The sequence below is a fragment of the Bradyrhizobium sp. 63_E2_N1_3 genome (assembly GCF_052076005.1).
In the GTDB taxonomy this organism is placed as follows: Bacteria; Pseudomonadota; Alphaproteobacteria; order Rhizobiales; family Xanthobacteraceae; genus Bradyrhizobium; species Bradyrhizobium barranii.
The window spans coordinates 7,488,036-7,511,715 of record NZ_CP197235.1; the positions used below are offsets into that span (position 1 = coordinate 7,488,036).

Consider the following 23,680-nt stretch of genomic DNA (forward strand, 5'->3'; position numbering starts at 1 on the left):
GAGCGCGGGCTCCCTAAGCGATTCGCGCTGTGCGCGAACGGCCCAAGAAATACGTCAGCCGCGCATGCCTCTCAAGAGCCGGCTTCGCTGCGCCGTTCCTGCGCATAACGCACCAGCGCCGCGAAGCGATAGATGCCGTGCACGAACTTGCCATAGGGCATGGTGATGAACAGCGCGAACACTGCGCCGAGATGCAGGGCCAGCAACGGCCCCATGGCCGCGGTCTCGCGCAGGACTAGCAGCGCCATGCCGGTGAAGCCGGTCAGGAACAGCATGGCGATGAAGCCGACGTCCATGCCGTAGCGCTGCTCGTCGAGCAACTCCGGTGCACGCCGCGTTTTCGCAACGAACAGGCCGATCGGACCGACGATGAGACCGATGCCGCCGAGTGTCCCCAGCACCACGGGCAAATCCCACCACGGATACGGCGCCTCCCGGCTCCAGAGGTAGTGATAGAGCGTCGCCACCGACGTCGCGGCGAAGCACAGCAGAAAACCGTAGAACGTCAGGTGGTGGAAAAGCTTGCGCCGGTCGGTCGGCTTGTCGTCCTCGTTGTAGCAGCCGACGCCGCCGCCGTGGAGATAGCGCAGTTCCCCGGCATCGCGGATCGCCTGGAAGATCGAGCCGCCGTCGGCGCGACCGCCAATGGGGGTGCCGATGTCGCGCCAGAAGGCACGCACGCTCATGACCAGCGCGAGGATCGCGTAGAGGAAGGCGGCGCTGAACAATGCGGCCATCGCGTTGTGCGGCATCAGCTTGTAGAAGGCACCAGGGCCGGTGTGCACACCGAACAACACGCTGTGGTCGTTGAGGGCGGCAAAGCCGAGGATGAAGGCGGCCATGCTGAGCGCGGCGATGACGCTGATGACGAACCCGTTGCGGGCGAAGGCACCGGACAACGCCAGCGGCCAGGCATAGGCCGCATAGGACTCGGCACGCGCAACCGCAAGCGTCTTCGGAACGTTGACGTTGAACTCGTGCGGCGGCGAGAACTGGCAATCGACGTAGCAGGCGCCGCAGGAATGGCAGAGGTTTGCGAGATAGTTGAGATCTCCATCGGAGAAGGCGCGCCGCATCTCCATGGCGGGAAATACCGCGCAAAGACCCTCGCAGTAGCGGCAGGAATTACAGACCGTCATCAGACGGTCGGCTTCGTCCAGAATTCTAGTTCCGTGCATGTTTCGCCGCTTCCCGTCCCGCGATCCGCCCGAACACGCTGCCGATGGTCATGCCCATGCCGGCCGCGTAGCCCTTGCCGAGCACGTTGCCCGCCATGATCTCGCCGGCCGCGAACATGTTGGCGGACGGCTTGCCGTCAGCCATCAGCATCCGCGCCTCCTTGTTCACGCGCGTGCCGAGATAGGTGAAGGTGATGCCGGGCCGCACCGGATAAGCGAGATAGGGCGGCGTCTCGATCCGCCTTGCCCAGTGCGTCTTGGGCGGCGTGATGCCTTCAGTCACGCAATCGTCCAGGATGGTGTGATCGAAGGTGCCGGGCCGCACGGCCGCATTGAACTCGGTGATGGTCTTTTCCAGCGCGGCCGGATCGAGCTCGAGCTTGCCGGCCAGCTCGGCGACGGTCTGCCCGGCGATCGGCGGGAACAGCGTCGGCATGAAGCTGGTGACGACGGTCGAGTCGAAAATGATATAGGCGATCTGGTCGGGCTGCGCCGCGACCAGCCGGCCCCAGATCGCGTAGCGCTTCGGCCAGATGTCCTCGCCTTCGTCGTAGAATCGCTGGGCATGCTTGTTGACGACGATGCCGAACACGACGGAGTCGTGGCGGGTGATGATGCCGCCGTCGAATTTCGGCGCACGGGCGTCGATCGCGACCGCATGGCATTGGGTGGGATCGCCGACCTCCTGCACGCCCTTGTCGAGCAGCATCTTCAGGATCGAGCCGCGATTATAGGGCGTGCCGCGGATCAGGAAGTTGTCAGCGGCCTCGCCCCAATATTGCTTCAACCATTCGATGTTGGCCTCGAACCCGCCGGCAGCGGCGACCAGCGACGTCGCGCGGATCTCGGTCTCGCCCTTGATCGGCCGCTTGAGACGCGCGGCGAGGAACATGCCGTCCTCGATCACGAGATCGGTGACCTCGGCGTCGTATTCGACGTCGACGCCGAGCCGCTCGGCGGTGAGATAGAGCGCGTTCAACATCGCGCGGCCGCCGCCGAGAAAGAAGGAGTTGGTGCGGCCAAGGCTCAGCGTGCCGCCGAGCGAGGGCTGCCAGCGCACGCCCTGCTCCACGATCCAGTTCAGGATGTCCTTGGACTCCCGGATCATGTGGCGCGCGAGGTCCTCGTCGGTCTGGCCGCCCGTCACCAGCAGCAGATCTTGCCAGAACTCCTCCTCGGTGTAGGGACCGGTCAGGATCTCAGTCGCCGCATCGTGGGCGCAGCGCATGTTGCGGGTGTGACGCGTGTTGCCGCCGCGATAGAATTTTGGCGCGCCCTCCAGCACGAGCACCGAGGCCCCGCCGCGGCGCGCCGAGATCGCCGCGCACAGTGCCGCATTGCCGCCGCCGATCACCAGCACGTCGTATTTGCTGCTCATCCCGTCTGCCCGATGCGACGAAGTTAGAGACATTCTGCCGCCGAGGACCCCGATCGACCCAGGGCAGCCATTGCGTACGTTTGTATACAAAGATATACATCGGTACTGCAAGTGCCATCTCTGCATGGGCAGGATGCGCCGTGAGGAAACATGGCCAAGCGCGCGGCAAAGTCAGGCGGATCGATCGCACGCGGCGGCGGCGTGGCACTGGGCGAAGCCGTGTTCCGCTCGCTGTGCGAGGCGCTTCAGGCCGGCAGTTACCGCGCCGGCGACCGGCTGCGCGAGGAAGAGGTCGCGCAGCGGCTCAAGGTCAGCCGCACGCCGGTCCGGGAGGCGCTTGGCCGTCTCGCGGCCCGCGGCTTCGTCGAGCCCGCCGGCGGCCGCGGGCTGATCGTGCGCGACCTCGACATTTCCGAGGTGCTCGAGCTCTACGCCATGCGCGAGATCATGGAAGGTGCTGCAGCGCGCCTGGCCGCCGAGCACGCCTCAGCGCCCGAAGTCCACGCGCTCAGGGATATCGAGCAAGCCTTTATCGAGGCGTCGGCGCCAGACGCTGCCGAGATGGCGCGGCTCAACCGCGCCTTCCACGAAGCCATCTGCCGCGCCGCGCGCAACCGCTATCTCGACAACGCCTCGCGCGAATTGCAGGACTGGATTGCGCTGCTGGGCCCGACCACCTTCACGGTGACAGGCCGACCCTCGACCAGCCACGGCGAGCATCAGGCCCTCATCGACGCCATCGCCGCGCGCGACGGCGACAAGGCCGAACAGCTTGCGCGGGCGCATATCCGCGAGGCATTGCGCTGCCGGCTCAAGTTGCTGCAGAAGCAGTAACGCGCGGCGCTCACGCGACCACATCCGCGACGACCGCTTTCAGGACATCCCGCACGTCGCCCGGCTTCAGCCGAACCTGCAAGCCGCGCTGGCCGCCGTTGAGATAGACCTGATCATGCGCGAGCGCGCTCTGCTCGATCACGGTGCGCACCGGCTTGCGCTGCCCGAACGGGCTGATGCCACCGACCTTGTAGCCGGTGACGCGCTCGGCCTCCGGCGGCTTCATCATCTGCGCCGACTTGCCGCTCGCGGCAGCGGCGAGCTTTTTCATGGAGACTTCCTGGTCGGACGGGACGACGACGCAGATCGGCTTGCCGTCCACCAGCGCCATCAGCGTCTTCAGCACGCGCGACGGATTTTCACCGAGGGCCGACGCCGCCTGGAGCCCGATGCTCTCGGCGTCAGGATCGTAGTCGTAGGTGTGGACAGTGAAGGCAACGCCGGCGGCTGCAAGCGCGCGCGTGGCTGGGGTGACTTTGGACATGCACGATGTTTACCACCGTCATTGCGAGGAGCGAAGCCATGGCAAGGAGGATGTCTATACGCGCCACACCTTCAGTGTCGTCCCGGCGAACGCCGGGACCCATAACCACAGGAAGGAGTTTGGCGAAGCCTAGTCGTTAGGGGCTGCGACCGTCCGCAATCGCGAGATCACGCGGTATGGGTCCCGGCGTTCGCCGGGACGACAGTGGGCGTTGACGGTGCTACGCCGCCCAACGACGGCGGAGTATTACTCCGCCGCGTCCCGCATCTCCGCACGCTCGGCCCTGGCCGCGCAGAACTTGAACTCCGGGATCTTGCCGAAGGGATCAAGCGCCGGGTTGGTCAACAAGTTGGCCGCCGCCTCCGCGTAGCAGAACGGCATGAACACCATGTTCTCGGGCACATCGCGATCGGAGCGGACCTTGACCTCGACCGCACCGCGGCGGGTCTCCAGCCGGATGAAATCGCCGGGCGCGAGCTTCTTCCGGTGCATGTCCTTCGGGGACATGAATGCGACCGCCTCCGGCTCGATCTGGTCAAGCACCTGCGCGCGGCGCGTCATCGAGCCGGTGTGCCAATGCTCGAGCACGCGGCCGGTCGAGAGCACCATCGGATATTCGGCGTCGGGCAGCTCATCCGGCGGGATGACCTTGGCCGGCACGATCTTGCCGCGGCCGCTCGCGGTCGGGAAGCCCGTGGTGAAGATGATCTCGTTGCCGGGCTTGTTCGGATCGTCGGCCGGATAGGTCACGGCACCTTCGCGCACCAGCCGCTCCCAGCTGATGTTCTTGAGCGAGGGCATCAACTCCGCCATCTCGGTGTAGACGTCGCCGGGGCCGGAATAATTCCAGGGCAGGCCCATCCGCTTGCCGATCTCCTGGATGATCCAGAGATCCTGCCGCGCATCGCCCGGCGGCTTGATCACCTGGCGCGCGAGCTGCACGCGGCGATCGGTGTTGGTGAACGAGCCGTCCTTTTCGGCAAAGGCCGAGGCCGGCAGGATGACGTCGGCATGGAACGCGGTCTCGGTGACGAAGAGATCCTGCACGACGAGATGATCGAGCATGGCGAGCGCCTGGCGCGCATGCTGGAGATCGGGATCGGACATCGCGGGATTCTCGCCCTCGATATACATGCCCGTGATCTCGCCGGCATGGATCGCGTTCATGATCTCGACCACGGTCAGGCCGCGGACGGGATCGAGATCCTGGTGCCACAGTTTTTCGAACGCGCCGCGCAGATCGTCGCGGCTCACCGGCTGATAGTCCGGCAGGAACATCGGGATCAGGCCGGCATCGGAGGCGCCCTGCACGTTGTTCTGGCCGCGCAGCGGATGCAGACCTGTGCCGGGACGGCCGACCTGGCCGGTGATCAGCGCGAGCGCGATCAGGCAGCGCGCATTGTCGGTGCCGTGGACGTGCTGGCTGATGCCCATGCCCCAGAAGATGATCGACGACTTTGCCCGCGCGTAGGTCCGCGCGACCTCGCGCAGCGTCTGCGCCGGGATGCCGCAGATCGCCTCCATCTTCTCCGGCGTGAATTCCTTGATCTTCTCCTTGAGGTCCTCAAATCCTTCGGTGTAGCCGGCGATATACTGGTCGTCGGTCAGACCCTCGGTGATGATCGTGTTGATCATCGCATTCAGCATGGCGACGTCGGAGCCCGGCTTGAATTGCAGATGCTTGGTCGCATGGCGCGACAGCGTCTGCCGGCGCGGATCCATCACGAACAGCTTTGCGTCATTCTGCTTGACCGCGTTCTTGATGAAGGTCGCGGCGACCGGATGGTTCACGGTCGGGTTGGCGCCGATCACGATGATGACTTCGGCATCCATCGCAGCCGAGAACGGCGCCGACACCGCGCCCGAGCTCAGGCCTTCGAACAGCGCCGCCACCGACGAGGCGTGGCAGAGCCGCGTACAGTGATCGACATTGTTCGAGCCGAAGCCGGTGCGCACCAGCTTCTGGAACAGATAGGCCTCTTCGTTCGAGCCCTTGGCCGAGCCGAAGCCGGCCAGCGCCTTCACGCCCTTCTCATCGCGGATCCTGACGAGGCCCTTGGCTGCGATGTCGAGCGCTTCTTCCCAGCTCGCTTCGCGGAAATGCGTGAAGGGATTGGCGGGGTCGACCTGGTCGTTGGAATCCTTCTTCGCATTCGGCAGCCGAACCAGCGGCTTGGTCAGACGATGCGGATGGTGGATGTAGTCGAAGCCGAAGCGGCCCTTGACGCAGAGACGATTGTGATTGGCGGGGCCGTCGCGGCCTTCCGCGTAGATCACCTTCTCGTCCTTGACCTCGTAGGTCACCTGGCAGCCGACGCCGCAGAACGGGCAGAGCGAATCCACCTTCTTGTCGGCGTAGACGACACGGGTCTGCTTCTCGTCGAGCATGACGGCCGGCATCAGCGCGCCGGTCGGGCAGGCCTGCACGCACTCGCCGCAGGCGACGCAGGTGGACTCGCCCATGGGATCGTCGAAGTCGAACACGATCTTCGAACCATGGCTGCGATACGCCATGCCGATGACGTCGTTGACCTGGACCTCGCGGCAGGCGCGCACGCAGAGGCCGCACTGGATGCAGGCATCGAGATTGACGCGCATCGCCGGATGGCTGTCGTCGGTCGCCCAGCGCTCGGCTGCGGGGAAGCGGCTCTCGGTGACGCCTGTGGTCTCGGCCCAGTGCCAGAACTTCGAATCCGGATCGTGCGAGGTCTCGCGCGCCGGCTGGTCGGCGACGAGCAGCTCCATCACCATCTTTTGCGCCGACACCGCACGCGCGGACTCGGTCTTCACCTTCATGCCGACCGACGGGGTGCGCTTGCAGGACGCGGCGAGCACGCGCTCGCCCTCGATCTCGACCATGCAGGCGCGGCAATTGCCGTCGGGGCGGTAGTCGGGCGCCGGCGAATAGCACAGATGCGGAATCTCGCGGCCTTGGCGTTTTGCAACTTGCCAGATCGTCTCGCCGGGTTTGGCCTCGACCTGCTTGCCGTCGAGCTCGAACGTAATTTTGGTCATTCGGCCGCTTCCTTGAACTCGTCAGGGAAATATTTGATCACGGTAGACAGCGGATTCGATGCCGCCTGTCCGAGCCCGCAGATCGAGGCATCGCGCATCGCCTGGCTCAATTCTTCCAGAAGTGCGCGGTTCCAGACCGGCTTCTGCATCAGCTGCGCCGCCTTCTGGGTTCCGACACGGCACGGCGTGCACTGGCCGCAGCTCTCGTCCTCGAAGAACTTCATCAGGTTCAGCGCCGCCGCGCGCACGCTGTCCTTTTGCGACAGGATCACGATCGCGGCCGAACCGATGAAGCAGCCGTATTTCTCCAGCGTGCCGAAATCGAGCGGGATGTCGTCCATGGACGCCGGCAGGATGCCGCCCGACGCGCCGCCCGGCAGGTACGCATAGAACTGGTGCCCGTCGGCCATGCCGCCGCAATATTCGTCGATCAATTCGCGCACGGTGATGCCGGCGGGTGCCAGCTTCATGCCGGGGTTCTTGACGCGGCCCGAGACCGAGAAGCTGCGCAGGCCGTGACGCTCATGGCGACCGTTGCCCTTCCACCAGTCCGCGCCCTTCTCGACGATGTCGCGCACCCACCACAGCGTCTCGATGTTGTTGATCAACGTCGGCAGGCCGAACAGGCCGACTTGGAACGGATAAGGCGGCTTGTGCCGGGGCAATCCGCGCTTGCCCTCGATGCTTTCGAGCAGCGAGGATTCCTCGCCGCAGATATAGGCGCCGGCGCCACGGCGCATGTGCAGCGTCGGACCGCCTGGCGGAAGCTTTGCGATCTCGCGCTCGAGGATCTCGCGCGATGCCGGATATTCGTCGCGCAGATAAATGTAGACGTCGGAGGCCTGCACGACATGCGCGCCGAGCAGCATACCTTCGATGAAGCGATGCGGATCGCTTTCGAGATAGACGCGGTCCTTGAACGTGCCAGGCTCGCCCTCGTCGCCATTGATCGCCATCAGCCGCGGGCCGGGTTCGCCAAGCACCGCGCGCCATTTCCGGCCCGTGGGGAAGCCGGCGCCGCCGAGGCCGCGCAGCGAGGCGTCGTCGAGCGCCTTCAGCAGATCGTCCTTCGGCAATTCGCCCGAGCGCACGCGATTGAGCAGCTTGTAGCCGCCGCCGGCGACATAGGCGTCGTAGTCAACGTACTCAGGCAGATGCGCGTGGGTGTCGCCGCCCTTCGCCGCCGCCATCACATTGGCCACGGTCGCGTGATCGACGAAGTTGTGACCGACCTCAGCCGCCGGCGCGGTATCGCAGCGGCCGACGCAGGGCGCGCGCACGACGCGGATGCCCGGACCCGATGTGCTCTGCAGGTCGGCGAGCAGCTTCTCGCCGCCCAGCATCGCGCAGGTCAGAGAATCGCAAACGCGGATCGTCAGCGGCGCGATATCAGGCTCGCCTTCCTTCACCACGTCGAAATGCGCGTAGAAGGTCGCGGTCTCGAACACCTCGGCGAAGGCGAGCTTCATCTCGTCGGCGAGCGCGGCGAGATGCGCGGCCGAGATCTGGTGATATTTGTCCTGGATCAGGTGCAGATATTCGATCAAGAGATCGCGCCGCCGCGGCTTGTCGCCGAGCAGCTGCTCGATTTCGTGCGCGGCGGTGGGATCGACCTGCCGCCCCTTGGGCGTGGCCTTGGCTCGCTTCCGTCCCTCGCCCGGATGTTCGAACGGGCGGACCTCGTGCACGTCGTGACTCATCGATGCGTCTCGTATCTCTTCTTTAGAACGAGTCCAACTCTAGCCCCTGGCATACCAGATGCCAAGAGAATTCATGCGTTCCGATAAGCATTTAAGGGGCATGCAGCCGCCCAGCTTCATGCCCCTTCATCGACCCGATTTGCGGCGCGGCCTCACGTCTTGCTCATGCACTCTTCGATGTAGAACCAGCGGTCGTCGCCAGCGAGGCCCTTGGACTTCACGTCGGCGCGGCAGGCCTTGAGCTTCGGCTTGTTGGCCGCCCATTTCGCCTTCATGTCCTTCAGCTTCTGCATGGTGAGCTTGATCTTGCCCGGCTTGGCTTCGGTCGTTGCGGCAGGCGCCGCCGGCGGCGTCGTCTGCGCGGATGCGGCATGAAGGCCGGCGACAAGCAACACGGCCACAAGGCAAATTCGGGTGCGAAGCATTTCAATCCCCCTAAGTCCCACTCTTGATTAAGTCCGACTCTCGATGATGTCTAAAAGGCGAACGCCGCGGGACGCCGATGATCAGCATCCCGCGGCAGTCTCGACGGCGATCAGAAGATCTTGACCGCGCTCTCCAGTGTCTTCCAGACACCCCAAAGCAGGGGCACGCCGACGAAGGCCCAGAACAGCGCCGCCTTGACGTCAAGCCCGCCAAATCCGATGCCGTAGGAGCCGTGCGGCCCCGCGGCAGCGGCGCTGGCGCTCGCCGCTTGCAGCTTGGCGACGTCGGCGTCCTTCATGTGCCACTTCGAATCGACCGGCTTGATCAGGTAGTTGCAGATCAGGCCCGCGATCAGCATCGCGCACAGGATGTACATGGTCGTGTTGTAGAGCTGATCGCGCGGCACGCCCGCCGCGAGCTGGAACTCGCGGATGTAGTTCACCACGACGGGACCGATGATGCCCGCGGTGGACCACGCCGTCAGCAGCCGGCCGTGGATGGCGCCCACGAACTGGGTCCCGAACATGTCGGCAAGATAGGCCGGCACGGTGGCGAACCCGCCGCCATACATCGACAGGATGATGCCGAAGCCGAGCACGAACAGGAGCTTCGAGCCCATCGCTGCAAACGTCGGCGCCAGCGCGTAGAGCACGATGCCGAGGATGAAGAACGTGTAATAGGTGTTCTTGCGCCCGATCTTATCCGACAGCGATGCCCAGAAGAAGCGGCCGCCGATGTTGAACAGCGACAGCAATCCGGCGAAGCCCGCGGCGATCGCGGCGATCTGCGCCTTCTGCCCGGCGTCGAGCGCGTTGAAGCCGACGTCCGGCAGGCCGATCAGCTTACCGGCGAAGATTTCCTGGAGCATCGGCGAGGCCATGCCGATCACGCCGATGCCGGCCGACACGTTCAGGCACAGCACCCACCAGATCAGCCAGAACTGCGGCGTCTTGTGCGCGTCGTTGAGATGGACGTTGCTCTTCGAGATCATCGCGTTGGCCTTGGACGGCGGGGTCCAGCCCTCGGGCTGCCAGCCGGGCGGCGGCAAGCGATAGCGGAACGCGCCGATCATCATGAACACGAAGTAGATGACGCCCATCGCGACGAAGGTCTCCCAGACGCCGACCGAGGTCGGGGTCTTGAAGTAGTTCATCAACAGGTTCGCCAGCGGCGCGCCGATCATGGCGCCACCGCCGAAGCCCATGATGGCCATGCCGGTCGCCATGCCGCGGCGGTCCGGAAACCACTTCACCAGCGTCGACACCGGCGAGATATAGCCAAGGCCGAGACCGATGCCGCCGATCACGCCCGAACCCAGCCACAACAGCCAGAGCTGATGGGTGTAGACCCCGATCGCACCGAGGAAGAGGCCGCCGCACCAGCACAGCGCCGAGACGAAGCCGGCCTTGCGCGGACCGACGCGCTCCAGCCAGCCGCCCCAAACCGCGGCCGCGATACCGAGCAACACGAAGAACAGCGTGTACATCCACCCCATGCTGGCGACCTTCCAGTCGCAGCTGGTCGTGAACAGCTCCTGAAACAGCGACATGTCTGCGCACGCCTTCGGCGCGGTCACCCCGATCGCGCGCGACAGCGGCAGCCAGAACACCGAGAAGCCGTAGGCCATGCCGATGCAGAGATGGATGCAGAGCGCAGCCGGCGGCACCAGCCAGCGATTGAAGCCGGCGGTCGCGATGGTTCGCTCGCGATCCAGAAAACCTGCGCCGGCACCCGAAAGTGTTCCAGCGCTCTCGATTGTTGCCATGTAGTCCTCCCCTGCAGTTGCCCTTCTGAGCAAGCCTGCCGCTGCAATCCTGGTCCTCAGCCCTCGCGACGCAGCCAACGGTCCCTGCTGCTCCGCACAATCATTCGACGCGCGCCAGGATCGTCACGCGCGTCCGAGTCGTTAACCCCTCGAGCGGGGCTCTATGCCGATACACCGTGCAGGCTTCGTGAGCTTGGCCCGTTCATCCGCGTATCGCAGACAAGACTCAACCTCCGCGCCTGCACGGAGGTTGTCAATTGGGGCAGAAGCCACGATTGATGTCGATAGACAAAAGGTAGGTATCAGCAGAGTGACCGTGCACTACGAACGCAGCGCACCATTGGTTTTCTCTATCGATCCATTGATCTTTTCTATCAAGAACACGATGCGCGCCTCGTTGCGCTCGGTGATCTCCACCGTGTCGCCCGTCTCGCGGATCAGGTTCGGAATGTCAATCACCGACAAGGGGTCGGTGCAGTGCACTTCGAGCTGATCACCCGGCTGTAACGGTTTGAGCGCCTTGCGCGTCTTCAGGGCAGGTAGCGGGCATTTCAACCCGGTGAGATCGAGCGTGGTTCTGGTCATGGGCGCAACATGGCGGGGTGAGGCGATGGCGTCAACGCGAGGCTCAGAGCAAATCCGCATAGGACAAGAAACCCACGCTCTGGCCCGGCTCGACACGCGTGATGTCGTCGCCGAGTTCGATGAGGCCATCGGTCTCGACCAGCGACGACAACAGGCCTGCGCCTTCGCGCGGAAACTTGACCGCTTCCAACGCACCGTCCTCTCCGCGTCGCAACGAGCTGCGAACATATTCGCGGCGGCCGATCTTCTTCTTGTAGGTGAACGCGGCACGCACCGGGATCGGCAACAGCGGCTCCGGCAGACTGCCCGCAAGCGCCAGCACCGTCGGCCGCACCACATGGACGAAGGTGACAAAACTGGCGACGGGATTGCCGGGCAAGCCGATCAGCGGCGTGCCGCCGATGATGCCCATCGCAACGGGACGGCCGGGCTTGATCGCCATCCGCCACAGCACCAGCGAGCCGATGCTCTCGACAGCCGCCTTGACGTGGTCCTCCTCGCCGGTCGAGACGCCGCCGGTAGTGAGGATCAGATCGTGGCTGCCTGCAACCTGCTTCAATCCATCCGCGAGCGCATTGCGCTCGTCGCGCAAGATGCCGAGGTCGGAGACCTCGCAGCCGAGCCGGCGCAGCATCGCCATCAGCATGAAGCGGTTGGAATCGAACAGCTGTGAGGCCGCGCGCGGCTCGCCGGGCGAAGCCAGCTCGTCGCCGGTCGAGAACACGGCGACGCGGATGCGCCTGACGACGTCGAGCCGGGTCAGGCCGAATGCTGCAGCAAGCGCGACATGCTGCGGCCGCAGCCGCTGGCCGGCCCGCAGCGCGACGTGTCCTTGCGGAATGTCCTCGCCCGCAGGGCGGACATTCGCGCCGGGCTTCAGCCCCGGCGGCAGCACGATTCTGCCGGCCTCATCGAGGCGAACGTCTTCCTGCATGAAGACGGTCTCCGCGTCGGGCGGCATCGGCGCGCCCGTGAAGATGCGCGCAGTGTGGCCGGCCTTGATCGGCGCCTGCGCAAGGCCGCCGGCCTGGATGCGGCCGTCGAGCGGGAATGCCCGTTCCGCGCTTTCCGGAAGGTCGGCGTTGCGCACGGCGTAACCGTCGACGGCGGAGTTCGTGAAGGGCGGCAGCGGCAGGGGCGCCGCGATATCGTGCGCGAGCACGCGTCCGTCCGCGTCAATGAGTGCCACGGTCTCGATATCGGCGATCGCATTGACGCGCGTGGTGATCAGACCAACGGCCTCGTCGACCGACATCATCGGTCCGCCGAAGGCAAAGCAATCGTCCGACAGTTGCGCCATGGTGCCTCGTCAGCGTATCGCGGCGCTTTTTGCCACCGCTTCCTCGACCGGCATCGCCGCACGCAGCAGCAACGCCGCGGCAGCCTCGATATCATCGAGATGGACGGTCGGCAGGCGGGTTTCAATGGCGATGTCGGTCGCGATCCCGACAATCCCGGGATCATCGGGAAACAGCAGCGGCTTGCCGTTGGCGGCGCGATGCACCTCGATCTTGCGGTGCGGCTCGCGCTTGAAGCCCTCGACCACGACGAGATCGACGCTTGACAGCTTGCCCAGGAGCTCCGGCAGCCGCGGTTCCTCGGCGCCACGCAATTCATGCATCAGGGCCCAGCGGTTCGATGACGCAACCAGCACCTCGGCCGCGCCGGCCTCGCGGTGGCGCCAGGAATCCTTGCCGGGCACGTCGACGTCGAACTGGTGATGGGCATGCTTGATGACGGAGACGCGCAGGCCTTGCGCGTTGAAATGCGGGATCAGCCGCGTCAACAGCGTGGTCTTGCCCGCACCGCTCCAGCCCGCAAGGCCGATGACTTTCATCGCAACTCGATCTCCGCCAGCCGTGTCATGCGGCCGGAACCGCCTTCTCCATCGTCGTGAGCATGCTTATATCGGCTTGACCCGAATGTCATGCTAACGTCGCGGCCATGATGAAGATCGACAAAGCCCCGGTGCCCCTGATCGTTCCGAACCCTGACGACCCGCGCCTGACAGAGCGCGTGACCGGCACCGACCAGACCGGCGCCAAGGTCGAGATCAAGGTGCCGATGGAACGGCCGCTGACGCTCTACCTGAATTCGCAGGAGATCGTCACCATGATGACGATCGGCGACTACCCGGAATATCTGGCGCTGGGTTATCTGCTCAACCAGAACATGCTGAAATATAATGACGAGGTCACCGAGGTCGAATACGACGACGACCTCCAGGTCGTGGTGGTGCGCACCTCACATCACACCAATTTCGAAGCCAAGCTGAAGAAGCGAACCCAGACCTCGGGCTGCGCGCAGGGCACCGCGTTCGGCGACCTGTTAGAGGCGGTCGAGAGCGTCGCGTTGCCGAAGGCAGAGCTGCGCACCTCCTGGCTCTACCAGATGACGCAGACCATCAACACCATGCCCTCGCTCTATCTGGAGGCCGGCGCGATCCACGGCTGCGTGCTGTGCAGAGAGGGCGAACCGCTCTGCTACACCGAGGACGTCGGCCGTCACAACGCGGTCGACAAGATCGCGGGCTGGATGTACCGCCACGGCGTCGATGCCTCCGACAAGATCCTCTACACCACGGGACGCCTGACCTCGGAAATGGTGATCAAGACCGTGCGCATGGGCATTCCGATCCTGGTATCGCGGTCCGGCTTCACCGCCTGGGGCGTTGATCTCGCTCGCCAGGTCGGACTGACGCTGGTCGGCCGCACGCGCGGAAAGCGCTTCATCGTGCTCGCGGGCGAAGAGCGGATCGTCTACGACCAGAACCTTGCTTACGTCGAGGAGGAATCGGCGAAGCACAAGCGCAAGGGTGAAGGTGGTGACGACTGACATTCCAGCCACGCAGGGCGTGCTGCTCGCAGGCGGCCTCGCGCGGCGCATGGGAGGCGGCGACAAGCCGATGCGGACCATCGGCGGCCGCACCATCCTTGAGCGCGTGATCGCGCGATTGACGCCGCAATGCAGCGGATTGATCCTCAACGCGAATGGCGATCCCGCACGCTTCGCGGCGTTCGGTCTGCCCGTTGTCGCCGATGACGTACCCGGCTTCCCCGGGCCCCTCGCCGGCATCCTTGCCGCGCTCGACTGGACGGCGGCGAACCGGCCTGACATCGAATGGGTACTGAGCGCCGCAGGCGACTGCCCGTTCCTGCCGCGCGATCTCGTGGCGCAGTTGCACGAGGCGCGGGAGCGCGAGAACGCCCAGCTCGCGGTCGCCGCATCAGGCGACCAGTCGCATCCGGTGATCGGTCTGTGGCGCGTCGCCTTGCGCGACGAGCTGCGTCACGCGCTGGTCGTCGAGGACCTCCGCAAGATCGACCGCTGGACCGCGCGCTATCCGCTCGCGACGGTGACGTGGCCGACCGCGCCGCTCGATCCATTCTTCAACGCCAACACGGTCGAGGACATCGCCGAAGCCGAGCGGCTGGCCGCGCTGGATGCCGCCTCCTGACAAGAAACGTCGGCGCAAGCGCGAGCAGGCAGTTCAAGCCGCCAGCGGCACCGACCAGGCGTCGTAACCGTAGACCCAGCTCGTATCGGTCCTCTCCTTGAGCCAGATGTTGGCGCGCGAGGTCTCCTGCACCTGCGTCGTGCGCACCTTGCGGGTTGCCTCGAAGCGGCGGAACGCATTGGCGACGCCGTCGCGGCCGACACCGTCGAGGCAGCGCGACAGCACGGCGGCGTCTTCGATCGCCATGGCCGCACCCTGCGCCATGTAGGGCGTCATCGGATGGCAGGCATCGCCGAGCAGCGTCACCTTGCCGTCGGCCCAGTGCTCCAGCGCGTCGCGGTCCATGATCGCCCATTTGTGCACGTCAGGACATGCCGCGAGCACCCGAGTGACCTGCGGATGAAAGCCTTCGAATGATGCGCGCAGGTCGCGCACGTCGCCCTTCGCCGACCAGGACTCGATGCGAAAGTCCGGCTCGGGCTGGCTGGTGACGAGATAGACCTCGCTGCGATCAGGCTTGACGTAATAGATCACGATGTGGCGGTCCTCGCCCCACCATTTGGTGCAGTCGTCGATCCCTGCGCCGCCGAGCAGCGCGGCAGGATAGGTGGTGCGATAGGCGATGCGGCCGGTGAATTTGGCCGGCGAGGTGTCGAACAGGAGATCGCGGACCGTCGAATGGACGCCGTCCGCGCCGACCACGGCATCGGCGATGGCACGCGTGCCATCGGCAAAGCTCAGCCGGACACCATCGCCGGTCTCGTCGAGGCCAACGAGCTTGTGATTGAGCCGCACAAATTCGTTCGACACCACGCTCGCCAGCGCCGCATGGAGATCGCCGCGATGGGCCAGCAGATAGGGCGCGCCGAACTTCTCTTCCGCGCTCTCGCCAAAAATCATGTCGAACTTGATGTCGCCGCTCTTCCAGTCGCGGTTGTTCCAGGAGCGTGGATAGAACGAGTGCTCGCGCATCCGCGCCTCCAGCCCCAGTTCGCGCAACACCTTCATCGCGTTGCAGCCGATCTGGATGCCGGCGCCGATGCGGGCGAACTGGGAGGCCTGCTCGTAGACCATCACATCGATACCGACGCGCCGAAGCGCCGCAGCAGTCGCAAGCCCGCCCATGCCGGCACCGACGATCGCAACCGAAAGCGGCCTCGCCATCGCGTCCCCCACCCTGTCGCGCGGCTTGAACGCCGCGTCGTCGCCTCTACGCAGGCCGGAAGCCCGCCCGCTCCAGCGCAGTACGCGCTTCATCCGAGCCGAGTGCGTCGAGAAAGGCCTGCACCGCCGGCCGCTGCTTGCGCGCCGTCACCAGCGCGAAATCATAATGCTCTTCCGCGAACGGAATGAAACCGAGGCCGACCGCATGGGCGACCGGCGCAATGGTCATGCCCCAGTCGGCACGGTGCTGCGCGACAGCCGCAGCCACGGCATTGTGCGAGCGCGGCTGGTTCCAGTAACCTTCCGGGCGCGCACCGCCGAGCAGCCGGTCGATCAGGATGCGCGTGCCGGCGCCCTGGTTGCGGTTGACCATGATGCAGGCGGGGTCCGCGAGCGCGGCGGCAACGGCTTCCTTCGCACCGAGCCCCTCGAAACGCTTGTCGCCCTTCCGGAACACGATGCCCTGCATCCGCCGCCAGCCGGGGACGAGCTCGAGCCCCTCAACGAGGTAAGGCGTGTTGTAGGTCTCGCTCTTGTCGTCGAACAGATGGATCGGCGCGAGATCGCATTCGCCGCGCTTCGCCGCCGCAAGTCCGCCGAGGCTGCCGACCGCGATCGAGCGCACGGTCAGCCCCGCATGCGCGAGCCGTGCGGTGACGAGATCGAGGCCGGTGCAATGGCTGCCGACGATGACGAGATCGGGCACCCGCACATGCGGCGTGAACAGCGTCACCTCGGCGTCGGTCCCGGCCGGCATCTGGTCGGCGAGCGCGTCGATGCGCAGAAAACCGTCGGCCTGCGCGAACGACGTGATCGCACCGGACCCCTTGCCGGAGGGATAGGCGATCAGGCCGTCCTTGCCGCCGACCAGCGAGACCATGACGAACTCGGTGCGGCCGAGCTCGGAGACGATGCGCACCGGCACGGTCGCGTTCACCTTGGCATCGGAGCGCGGCGGCAGCCCGGCCATCCTGCGCAGCACCGGCACGATCATGTCGTGGAAGGTGAACATCGCCGAGGTCGGGAAGCCCGGCAGGATCACCACCGGCTTGCCGTCGCACACCGCAAGGCACAGCGGCTTGCCGGGTTTAAGTGCGACGCCATGCGCGAGGATGCCGGGCTGGCCGAGCCGGCCGATGATGCGATGGGACACGTCGCCGGCGCCCTTCGAGGTGCCGCCCGAGAGCACCAGCATGTCGGCGTCCGCCAGCGCGCGGCGCATGGCGGCTTCGAGTTTTGCCTCATCGTCGGGAATGGCGCCGAGGAACACGGCCTCGCCGCCGTTCTCGTCGATCGCGGCGGCGACGATGGCGCCGTTGGTGTCGTAGATCGCAGCCGGCGCGAGCGCCTCGCCGGGCTGAACCAATTCGTCACCGGTGGAGATCACGGCAACACGCGGCTTGCGCGCGACGGTCACCTCGGCGATGCCGCAGGCCGCCAGCATGCCGATCTCGCGCGAGCCGATGATCGTGCCGGCGCGCAGCAGCGCCTCGCCGCGCGCGATGTCGGAGCCTGCGTAGGACACGAACTGTCCCGGCGAAACGGCTCGCCGGACGTCGATCGCATCGGATCCGGCGGGCTGGGTATGCTCGACCATGACGACGGCGTCGGCGCCGCGCGGTAGCGGCCCGCCGGTTGCGATCGGCGTTGCGGTTCCCGTCGCCACCTGCAGCTTCGGCGCGGTGCCGCAGTGAATGGTCTCGCCGTTCAGCGCAAGGCGAACGGGCGCGCCTTCGCCGGCCGCGGCGAGATCGGCCGAGCGCACGGCAAAGCCGTCAACGTTGGAACGGTCGAACGGCGGAACGTCGAGGGGCGCCGTGATGTCTTCGGCCAGCGCCGCGCCGAGCGCATCGGCAAGCTTGCGCGTCTCGCTCGGGACCGCGCGCGGGAACAACGCAGCTTCAAAGCGCGCCAGCGCGTCCTCGCGCGAGAGGATCTTGAGGAACTGCTCCTGTTCGAGCGTGCTACGGTCTTGGGATTGCGGGATCATCGTCATGCCAAACTCATATCACTCCCGCATCAGATAGGCATCGACCGGCGTTCCTGCCGCAAATCCCTCGTGGCTGGCGGGAACGAGCAGCCATGCATCGGCCCGGGCAATGGCCTGAAGCGGCCATTCCCCCACCGCAAGCGGGAGCCACGCATGATGTTCCTCGGCCAGCAGGGCGATTTCGGCGATGCCGACACTGGATGCGATTTTTCGCGCAAGCGGCAAGGTCATGCGTCGGCGTAACTGCCGCGCCGACAGCCGATCGACGAGCGGCAGCGCGAGCGCGAGCCAGGCGGCAAGCGCATGATCGGGCGAGCCGGGCAAGGCGACGATTGGAACCGGTCCGAGCCGCCCGACCGCGGCGGTGCGTCCGGGCTGGAGCGCGAGGCCATGGGCGAGCACGTCACCATGCCGGGCCAGCGCGCTGACCGCGGCATCCCGGCGGCCGGCGCCGCTGCCGCCGATCGTCACGACGAGATCGCAAGTGAGATCGCAAGTGAGATCGCCGAGCGCTTCCGCGATCGATGCCGCATCTCGCGCGGCAGCTTCGCGCGCTTGCACCTGCAGCCCTGCCGCGCGCGCGATCTCGGCAATCATGTGCGCCGTCAAAGCCGCACCCGGGACGTTGACGATGCCCAGCCGCGGCTGCCGTACGCTTAGCTTTTCAACACCGGCGGTGCGCGCGAGCAGCAGTGTGGCAGGATGGATCAAATGCCCTTCCGCCACGGCGGGCGCCCGCCCGGCGATGTCGCTTCCGGCGCGCCTGACGCCCTGTCCGGGCACGCCCTCCGCCAGCACCTGGGCGAGTGGACCCGACACCTCGACTGCGTCGGCATCGAGCACACAATCACATCCCGGCGGCATCGCGTCGCCGGCATCGACCCAAACGGGCGCCGTCGTCAGAGGCAGCGGCGAATAGGCGGACGCACCGACAATATCGTTGGCGCAGAGCGCCCAGCCGTCCGCAGCGGCGATGTCGCACGACGGACAGGCCGCAAGCGGCGGCGTCCCTGCCGCGATGCAGCCGGCGGCCTCCGTCAGGGGCAACTCGATCGTCGCGATCGGATCAACGCCTCGCAGCAACGCGGCGAGCGCAGTGTCGAGCGGCGTCAGTGCTGGCGGCAGGCGCTGGGTCATGCGCCATGATGGACCATGCATCGTCCGGTTTGGCAACCGCTGGCAACGCGAAGCTCAGCCGCCGGACTTGGCCGCATTGGGGAAGAACAGCTGCTGTCCGTCGACCTTGTAGCCGGCGATCGCCGCCTGCCCCTCCGGCGAAATCAGCCAGTCGATGAAGGTCTGCCCCAGCTCCTTCTTCACGTCCGGAAACTTTTCCGGATTCACCAGCATCGCGCCGTACTGATTAAGCAGCCGCTTGTCGCCTTCGACGACGATGTCGAGATCGCCGCGATCCTTGAAGGCGATCCAGCTGCCGCGGTCGGACAGCACATAGGCGTTCGCCGTGCGCGCCGCGTCGAGGGCTGCGTCCATCCCTTGCTTGACTTCGCGATACCATGCGCCCTTGGCGGCGGCGATATCGATGCCGGCGACGATCCAGAGCGCGAGCTCCGCGCCATGGGTGCCCGACCGGTCACCGCGCGTCACGAACGGCGCGCCCTTGGCCTCGATCGCCTTCAGCGCGGTGGCGATGTCCTTGCCTTTCACGGCGGCGGGATCGCTCTTCGGTCCGATCAGCACATAGTCGTTGTACATCACGTCAAAGCGCTTCACGCCAAAACCGTCAGCGACGAACTTCTCTTCCTGCGGCCGTGCGTGCATCAGCACGACGTCGACTTCGCCCCTGCGCGCGCCGTCGAGCACTTCATCTGCACGCCGCGCGATCACCGTCACCTCGATGCCGGTCTTCTCGCGGAAGATCGGCAGCAGATGATCGAGCAGGCCGGACTCCTGTGTCGCCGTGGTCGAGGCCAGCACGATCGCGCGGTCCTCCGCAAATGACGCCGCCACGCCCGCGGCGAGGCCGCAGAGAAGCGCGAGTGCAACGGACAGGCGGCGGACGACCATGATCGGGTTCCCATTGGCTATGACGCAATCATGATGATCGATTGCGCCACACTCGTGACGCGTTTGCGCGTTGCGCTCCCCACTCGGGATATTTCGGCAATGCGGCCCGCGCGGTGCGCCCATTGCAATTGCGAGCGCGATGGCCGCAAGGCCCGCGCCACGCGGGTGCTTCAGGATCGTTCACCAAAGCAGAGATCGCGCGTGAGGATGTGTTGCAAAGCAGCGAGATGATCGGGCATGGTCCTGGCGGACGTAAATTGAAATGCAGAATTCCACCTGCGTCGAACGCCAAAAAGAAGCAAGAATTTGCATAGGAATGCAGGATGGAATTCCTGACGACCAGCGAAGCCGCCGACTACCTTCGGCTCGGCGAACGCAAGCTCTACGAACTCGTCACCACCGGCGCGATTCCCTGCACCAAGGTGACCGGGAAGTGGCTCTTCCCGCGGCACGAGCTCGACCTCTGGGTCCTGTCGGGACTGGCGCGTCCGGCCGGCATGCTGACTGCGGAGCCGCCGCCGGTCGTGGGCGGCAGCCAGGACGAGCTTTTGGACTGGAGCCTGCGTGAATCCGGCTCGGGCCTGGGATCGATGAGCGAGGGCAGCGCGCGCGGGCTCGAGCGCTTGCAACGCGACGAGGTGATGGCGGCGGCGGTGCACTTCCACAGCCTGGAGGCCGACGGCAATCTTGCTTCCGACGCCAGTGCGACGACGCTGCGTGACGCGCCTGACCTGCATGATGCGGTGCTGGTCGCATTCGTGCGCCGCGAGCAGGGTCTCGTGCTGCCGCCGGGCAATCCGAAACGGCTGCGCGGCCTCTCCGACGTGCTTGCGCTCGGTGTCAGGATGGCGATGCGACAACAGGGCACAGGCGCGCAGATGCTGCTCGACGTGCTGTTGAAGCGCGCCGGCGCCTCGACCCGCGATCTGCGCCGGATCGAGACGCCGGCCCTCACCGGGCCGGATCTCGCCGAGATCGTCCGCGCCGGACAGGCCGATTGCGGAATCGCGACGCGTGCGGCGGCGCGCTCGGCCGGGCTCGATTTCGTGCCGCTGGTCTGGGAGAATTTTGATCTCGCAATGCGGCAGCGCAGCTATTTCCGCCCGCCGATGCAGGCCCTGATCCGGTTCCTCAGCGAAAGGCGGCTGCGACAGCGCGCCGAGGAACTGACCGGCTACGATCCCTCGCCGGCGGGACAGATCCGCTTCGCGGCCTGACGTTGACGCCCGACCCCAAATAGTTGCAAAAGAAACCAATTCAGCCGGGCCATACCCGGGCAACACCGGCCAACGAGCCGGATCAGGGGAGGACAAGCGTGAATCCAACGAGATTTGGACTGCCGGTTGCGGCCGGCTTTGCAGCGACGTTCTTGGCGGCGGCGCTGCTGCCGGGTACGGCGTCGGCGCAGGTTTCCGACGACATCGTCAAGATCGGCGTGCTCACCGACATGAACGGCCCCGCCTCCGCGCCGACCGGCCAGGGATCGGTGACGGCGGCGCAGATGGCGATCGACGATTTCGGCGGCAAGGTGCTCGGCAAGCCGATCAGCATCGTGATCGGCGACCACCAGCTCAAGGCCGATATCGGCGGCGGCATCGCGCGGCGCTGGTATGACGTTGATCAGGTCGACCTGATCGTCGACGTGCCGGTCTCCGCGGTCGGGCTCGCGGTACAGAACATCGCCAACGAGAAGAAGCGGCTGTTCATCACCCACTCGACCGGCACGGCGGATTTCCACGGCAAGTTCTGCTCGCCCTACGCGATCCAGTGGGTGTTCGACACCCGCGCGCTCGCGGTCGGCACCGCGGATGCGGTGGTCAAGCGCGGCGGCGACAGCTGGTTCTTCATCACCGACGACTACGCCTTCGGCCATTCGCTGGAGCGCGACGCCTCCAGCGTCGTCACCGCCAATGGCGGCAAGGTGCTGGGCTCGGTGCGGCCGCCGCTGGCAACCCCCGACCTCTCCTCCTTCGTGCTGCAGGCGCAGGCCTCCAAGGCCAAGATCATCGGCATTGCCGCAGGTCCCCCGAACAACATGAACGAGATCAAGACCGGCTCGGAGTTCGGCGTGTTCAAGGGCGGCCAGCAGATGGCGGCGCTGCTGGCGCTAATCACCGACATCCACGGCCTCGGCCTGCAGGCCGCCCAAGGGCTGTTGCTGACGACGTCGTTCTATTGGGACATGGACGACAAGACCCGCGAATGGTCGAAGCGCTATTTCGCCAAGATGAACAAGATGCCGTCGATGTGGCAGGCCGGCGTCTATTCGAGCGTGATGCACTATCTCAACGCCATCAAGGAGACCGGCACCGACGATCCGCTCAAGGTCGCGGCGAAGATGCGGGAAAAGCCGATCGAGGATTTCTTCGCCCGCAACGGCAAACTGCGCGAGGACAATCTGATGGTGCACGACCTCTGGTTGGTGCAGGTGAAGACGCCGGAGGAGAGCAAATATCCGTGGGACTATTACAAGATCCTCACGACCATCTCGGGCGAGAAGGCGTTTGGTCCACCGGACCCGGCGTGTCCGCTGGTGAAGAAGTGATGCTGTAGCGAGAGGTCGTCGTCATGGCCGGGCTTGTCCCGGCCATCCACGATCTTTCGTACGGCGCCAAGAACGTGGATGCCCGGGACAAGCCCGGGCACGACGATTGTCGATGCAGTCGTGTCCTATTTCATGACACCAATTTCGCGGAAGTATTTTTTCACGCCTGGATGGATCAGCTCCGGCTTCGGCGCCGCCGCGACCGTGTTCGACGCCGTGGTCTCGCAGGCCTGCGCGAGCTGCTTGCAGAACGCCGCCTCGGCGCCGTGCAGCGTCTTGGCGAGACGATAGGCGACGTCATCGGGCAGGTCTTCGCGCGTGAGGACGAAACTCCACGAGCCGAGCGAGGCGATCGGCTCGGCCTGCTTCGGATAGGAGCCGGCCGGCACGGTGAGCGGCTTCAGGAACGCATGCTTGGCGCGAATGCGCGTGATCTCCTCAGCGGTCGGCGCAATGAAGCGCGCGCCTGACGCACTCGATGCCACCGCGGCAAAGCCGGGCCAGCCGATGCCGGCACCCCACAACGCGGCGACGCGGCCATCCTCGACCATCGCGGGGCCATCGCCGGCGCGGTCGAGATAGATCGCCTTGAAATCCTCGTCCTGCTTCAGGCCGAGGCCATCGAGCACGTAGCGCGCCAGGATCGGCAGGCCCGAGCCTTTGGCGCCGAACGCGACGGGCTGGCCGACGAGATCGCGAATGGTCTTGTACGGACTGTCCGCCTGCACCACGAACATGCCGGGGTTGGAATAGATCGCGGTGAGTATCTTCAACCGCACAGGCACGCGGCCGATGCCGGCAAACGCCTCATAGGCCGGCTCGCCCGCGACCAGTGCGAGATCGAGCTTGCCCGTCTCCAGCAGCGGAATGTTCTCGTTGCTGCCCTTGGTGTTGCGGGGCGCGATGGTGATTTGCGGATCGGCCGCGTTCATCGCTTCCGCAAAGGCGTTGCCATAGAGCGGAAAGCCGCCGCCGGGCGTCGCGGTGCCCAGGCTGAGTGTGGTGGTCGGAATGGCCTTGCCTCCGGTTTGAGCATCGGCGGGGCTTGCGAGTGGATTTGCGAGCAGCGCCGCGCCGAGAAGAATTGTGATTGCGAATCTCATGATGAGTCCCGGCCGCCCCGCGTCAACATCG

The 23,680-nt window shown here is 65.8% G+C and carries 20 protein-coding genes; 5 read left to right on the forward strand and 15 right to left on the reverse strand.

Annotation, left to right across the window (positions count from 1 at the left end; translation table 11 throughout):
- Positions 1-71 precede the first annotated feature (71 nt).
- Entirely contained in the window at positions 72-1,178 is a 1,107-nt protein-coding gene (gene tcuB, locus AB7531_RS35535; RefSeq protein WP_063985259.1) for a tricarballylate utilization 4Fe-4S protein TcuB, read from the reverse strand.
- Positions 1,165-2,556 (reverse strand): FAD-dependent tricarballylate dehydrogenase TcuA, encoded by a 1,392-nt coding sequence (tcuA, locus tag AB7531_RS35540; RefSeq protein ID WP_063985260.1) that lies wholly within the window; start codon positions 2,554-2,556, stop codon positions 1,165-1,167. Before tcuA ends, tcuB begins: the two co-directional genes overlap by 14 nt.
- Positions 2,557-2,706: 150 nt before the next feature.
- On the opposite strand from tcuA, the gene AB7531_RS35545 reads away from it, so the two are divergent.
- On the forward strand, positions 2,707-3,390 hold the full coding sequence (locus AB7531_RS35545; protein WP_063985261.1) for a GntR family transcriptional regulator: 684 nt from the start codon (positions 2,707-2,709) through the stop codon (positions 3,388-3,390).
- A gap of 10 nt (positions 3,391-3,400) precedes the next feature.
- Here AB7531_RS35545 and ybaK read toward each other — a convergent pair whose 3' ends face one another.
- The 8 genes from ybaK to mobB all read right to left on the reverse strand — a co-directional run bounded on the left by ybaK (position 3,401) and on the right by mobB (position 13,202).
- Positions 3,401-3,874 carry a Cys-tRNA(Pro) deacylase gene (ybaK, locus tag AB7531_RS35550; RefSeq protein ID WP_063985262.1) on the reverse strand — a complete coding sequence of 158 codons (474 nt, stop codon included), beginning with the start codon at positions 3,872-3,874 and terminating at the stop codon, positions 3,401-3,403.
- Positions 3,875-4,120: 246 nt separating this feature from the next.
- Positions 4,121-6,889, reverse strand: coding sequence for a formate dehydrogenase subunit alpha (gene fdhF / locus AB7531_RS35555; protein WP_063985263.1), 2,769 nt, complete (start codon positions 6,887-6,889; stop codon positions 4,121-4,123).
- A complete protein-coding gene (locus AB7531_RS35560) occupies positions 6,886-8,589 on the reverse strand; it encodes an NADH-ubiquinone oxidoreductase-F iron-sulfur binding region domain-containing protein (protein WP_063985264.1) in 1,704 nt (567 codons plus the stop codon). Before AB7531_RS35560 ends, fdhF begins: the two co-directional genes overlap by 4 nt.
- A 152-nt stretch (positions 8,590-8,741) precedes the next feature.
- Positions 8,742-9,014, reverse strand: coding sequence for a hypothetical protein (locus AB7531_RS35565; protein ID WP_063985265.1), 273 nt, complete (start codon positions 9,012-9,014; stop codon positions 8,742-8,744).
- Between the two features lie 110 nt (positions 9,015-9,124).
- Positions 9,125-10,780, reverse strand: coding sequence for an OFA family MFS transporter (locus tag AB7531_RS35570; RefSeq protein WP_063985266.1), 1,656 nt, complete (start codon positions 10,778-10,780; stop codon positions 9,125-9,127).
- A 321-nt stretch (positions 10,781-11,101) separates the two neighbouring features.
- Positions 11,102-11,365 (reverse strand): sulfurtransferase TusA family protein, encoded by a 264-nt coding sequence (locus AB7531_RS35575; RefSeq protein ID WP_014497569.1) that lies wholly within the window; start codon positions 11,363-11,365, stop codon positions 11,102-11,104.
- Positions 11,366-11,408: 43 nt separating this feature from the next.
- Positions 11,409-12,665 (reverse strand): molybdopterin molybdotransferase MoeA, encoded by a 1,257-nt coding sequence (locus AB7531_RS35580; RefSeq protein WP_063985267.1) that lies wholly within the window; start codon positions 12,663-12,665, stop codon positions 11,409-11,411.
- 9 nt (positions 12,666-12,674) lie between these two features.
- Entirely contained in the window at positions 12,675-13,202 is a 528-nt protein-coding gene (gene mobB, locus AB7531_RS35585) for a molybdopterin-guanine dinucleotide biosynthesis protein B (protein WP_063985268.1), read from the reverse strand.
- A gap of 107 nt (positions 13,203-13,309) precedes the next feature.
- Here mobB and fdhD point away from each other — a divergent pair, with 107 nt between their 5' ends.
- Positions 13,310-14,200, forward strand: a complete 891-nt coding sequence (gene fdhD / locus AB7531_RS35590) for a formate dehydrogenase accessory sulfurtransferase FdhD (RefSeq protein WP_063985269.1) — start codon at positions 13,310-13,312, stop codon at positions 14,198-14,200.
- Positions 14,187-14,822: a molybdenum cofactor guanylyltransferase MobA gene (gene mobA / locus AB7531_RS35595; protein ID WP_063986649.1), complete on the forward strand. Its 636-nt coding sequence runs from the start codon at positions 14,187-14,189 to the stop codon at positions 14,820-14,822. The genes fdhD and mobA overlap by 14 nt, the downstream gene beginning before the upstream one ends.
- 33 nt (positions 14,823-14,855) lie before the next feature.
- Here the strand turns inward: mobA and AB7531_RS35600 are convergent, their stop codons facing one another.
- Genes AB7531_RS35600 through AB7531_RS35615 form a run of 4 tightly spaced genes read right to left on the reverse strand, consistent with a single transcriptional unit; the run spans position 14,856 to position 20,001 of the window.
- Positions 14,856-15,986: an FAD-dependent monooxygenase gene (locus AB7531_RS35600; protein ID WP_063986650.1), complete on the reverse strand. Its 1,131-nt coding sequence runs from the start codon at positions 15,984-15,986 to the stop codon at positions 14,856-14,858.
- A gap of 46 nt (positions 15,987-16,032) precedes the next feature.
- The gene (locus AB7531_RS35605) at positions 16,033-17,982 is read right to left on the reverse strand and encodes a molybdopterin biosynthesis protein (RefSeq protein ID WP_063985270.1); all 1,950 of its coding nucleotides are present in this window, start codon (positions 17,980-17,982) and stop codon (positions 16,033-16,035) included.
- A gap of 12 nt (positions 17,983-17,994) precedes the next feature.
- Positions 17,995-19,113, reverse strand: coding sequence for a molybdopterin-binding protein (locus tag AB7531_RS35610; protein ID WP_063985271.1), 1,119 nt, complete (start codon positions 19,111-19,113; stop codon positions 17,995-17,997).
- A gap of 54 nt (positions 19,114-19,167) precedes the next feature.
- Positions 19,168-20,001, reverse strand: a complete 834-nt coding sequence (locus AB7531_RS35615; RefSeq protein ID WP_063985272.1) for a substrate-binding domain-containing protein — start codon at positions 19,999-20,001, stop codon at positions 19,168-19,170.
- Positions 20,002-20,324: 323 nt separating this feature from the next.
- On the opposite strand from AB7531_RS35615, the gene AB7531_RS35620 reads away from it, so the two are divergent.
- Positions 20,325-21,218, forward strand: a complete 894-nt coding sequence (locus AB7531_RS35620; protein WP_063985273.1) for a helix-turn-helix transcriptional regulator — start codon at positions 20,325-20,327, stop codon at positions 21,216-21,218.
- 98 nt (positions 21,219-21,316) lie between these two features.
- The gene (locus AB7531_RS35625) at positions 21,317-22,546 is read left to right on the forward strand and encodes an ABC transporter substrate-binding protein (RefSeq protein ID WP_063985274.1); all 1,230 of its coding nucleotides are present in this window, start codon (positions 21,317-21,319) and stop codon (positions 22,544-22,546) included.
- A 125-nt stretch (positions 22,547-22,671) separates the two neighbouring features.
- Here the strand turns inward: AB7531_RS35625 and AB7531_RS35630 are convergent, their stop codons facing one another.
- Positions 22,672-23,649, reverse strand: a complete 978-nt coding sequence (locus AB7531_RS35630) for a TAXI family TRAP transporter solute-binding subunit (RefSeq protein WP_063985275.1) — start codon at positions 23,647-23,649, stop codon at positions 22,672-22,674.
- Between the last annotated feature and the right edge of the window lie 31 nt (positions 23,650-23,680).

Bases quoted from the DNA above. Each gene is read 5' to 3' on its own strand.
- tcuB (WP_063985259.1), bottom strand. From the start codon at position 1,178: ATGCACGGAACTAGAATTCTGGACGAAGCCGACCGTCTGATGACGGTC.
- tcuA (WP_063985260.1), bottom strand. From the start codon at position 2,556: ATGAGCAGCAAATACGACGTGCTGGTGATCGGCGGCGGCAATGCGGCA.
- AB7531_RS35545 (WP_063985261.1), top strand. From the start codon at position 2,707: ATGGCCAAGCGCGCGGCAAAGTCAGGCGGATCGATCGCACGCGGCGGC.
- ybaK (WP_063985262.1), bottom strand. From the start codon at position 3,874: ATGTCCAAAGTCACCCCAGCCACGCGCGCGCTTGCAGCCGCCGGCGTT.
- fdhF (WP_063985263.1), bottom strand. From the start codon at position 6,889: ATGACCAAAATTACGTTCGAGCTCGACGGCAAGCAGGTCGAGGCCAAA.
- AB7531_RS35560 (WP_063985264.1), bottom strand. From the start codon at position 8,589: ATGAGTCACGACGTGCACGAGGTCCGCCCGTTCGAACATCCGGGCGAG.
- AB7531_RS35565 (WP_063985265.1), bottom strand. From the start codon at position 9,014: ATGCTTCGCACCCGAATTTGCCTTGTGGCCGTGTTGCTTGTCGCCGGC.
- AB7531_RS35570 (WP_063985266.1), bottom strand. From the start codon at position 10,780: ATGGCAACAATCGAGAGCGCTGGAACACTTTCGGGTGCCGGCGCAGGT.
- AB7531_RS35575 (WP_014497569.1), bottom strand. From the start codon at position 11,365: ATGACCAGAACCACGCTCGATCTCACCGGGTTGAAATGCCCGCTACCT.
- AB7531_RS35580 (WP_063985267.1), bottom strand. From the start codon at position 12,665: ATGGCGCAACTGTCGGACGATTGCTTTGCCTTCGGCGGACCGATGATG.
- mobB (WP_063985268.1), bottom strand. From the start codon at position 13,202: ATGAAAGTCATCGGCCTTGCGGGCTGGAGCGGTGCGGGCAAGACCACG.
- fdhD (WP_063985269.1), top strand. From the start codon at position 13,310: ATGATGAAGATCGACAAAGCCCCGGTGCCCCTGATCGTTCCGAACCCT.
- AB7531_RS35600 (WP_063986650.1), bottom strand. From the start codon at position 15,986: ATGGCGAGGCCGCTTTCGGTTGCGATCGTCGGTGCCGGCATGGGCGGG.
- AB7531_RS35605 (WP_063985270.1), bottom strand. From the start codon at position 17,982: ATGACGATGATCCCGCAATCCCAAGACCGTAGCACGCTCGAACAGGAG.
- AB7531_RS35610 (WP_063985271.1), bottom strand. From the start codon at position 19,113: ATGACCCAGCGCCTGCCGCCAGCACTGACGCCGCTCGACACTGCGCTC.
- AB7531_RS35615 (WP_063985272.1), bottom strand. From the start codon at position 20,001: ATGGTCGTCCGCCGCCTGTCCGTTGCACTCGCGCTTCTCTGCGGCCTC.
- AB7531_RS35620 (WP_063985273.1), top strand. From the start codon at position 20,325: ATGGAATTCCTGACGACCAGCGAAGCCGCCGACTACCTTCGGCTCGGC.
- AB7531_RS35630 (WP_063985275.1), bottom strand. From the start codon at position 23,649: ATGAGATTCGCAATCACAATTCTTCTCGGCGCGGCGCTGCTCGCAAAT.